Annotated in this window: 2 pseudogenes; both read left to right on the top strand. The window is 75.0% G+C overall.

The features are described 5' to 3' along the window. Positions 1-50: 50 nt before the first annotated feature. A pseudogene (locus BFF76_RS34130) lies at positions 51-628 on the top strand (alpha/beta fold hydrolase); the annotation flags it as partial. A gap of 2 nt (positions 629-630) precedes the next feature. Beyond that, positions 631-902: pseudogene (locus tag BFF76_RS34135) on the top strand (alpha/beta fold hydrolase); the annotation flags it as partial.

Below are 902 nucleotides of genomic sequence, written 5' to 3' on the forward strand. Positions count from 1 at the left end.
CGGTACACCGGCTGTGCCGGGTTCCTCACCGACCGCGCTCTGGAGCGCCGATGACCACGACACCCGCCCGTCTCCTCCATCACCGTGCCGAGGGGCCGACGAGCGCTCCCCCGCTCCTGCTCGGCCCGTCGCTCGGTACCTCCACCGCGCTCTGGGACGGAGTCGCACCCGAACTCTCCGTCAGACACCGGGTCGTGCGGTGGGACCTGCCGGGGCACGGCGGCTCGCCCGCCGAACTGATCGGTCCGGGGGCGGGGATCGCCGATCTGGGCGCTCTGGTGCTGGCCCTCGCCGACTCACTGTCCCTGGAGCGGTTCTCGTACGCCGGGGTGTCGCTGGGCGGCGCGGTGGGCCTCTGGCTCGCGGTGCACCACCCGGAGCGCGTCGACCGGCTTGCCGTGGTCTGCTCGTCCGCCCACTTCGGCGACCCGGGGCCATGGCGGGAGCGGGCCGCCCTCGTGCGCGCAGAGGGCCTCGGCAAGGTCGCGGAGAGTGCGGCTGGCCGCTGGTTCACGCCCGGATTCACCGAGCCCCGGCTCCTCGACGACCTCCTGGCCACCGACCCGTCGGCGTACGCCGCGTGCTGCGACGCGCTCGCCGACTGCGATCTGCGGTCCGGGCTGTCGGGNNGACACCCGTCGAGCACGCCCGCGAGATCGCCGACGGCATCCCCGGTGCCGCACTGACGGAACTGCCGCGCGCCTCCCACCTGGCCCCCGCCGAGCGCCCGCAGGCCGTACGGGAGGTCCTGGGGGCGCACTTCGCGCCCCGCGAGCGCGGCAGCGGGACCGCCGTGCGCCGGGAGGTCCTGGGCGATGCGCACGTGGACCGTGCGCAGGCGGCGACCACGGAGTTCACCGCGCCCTTCCAGGACTTCATCTCCCGCTACGCCTGGGGTGAGA

The sequence above is a fragment of the Streptomyces mutomycini genome, assembly GCF_001700505.1.
Classification (GTDB): Bacteria; Actinomycetota; Actinomycetes; order Streptomycetales; family Streptomycetaceae; genus Streptomyces; species Streptomyces mutomycini.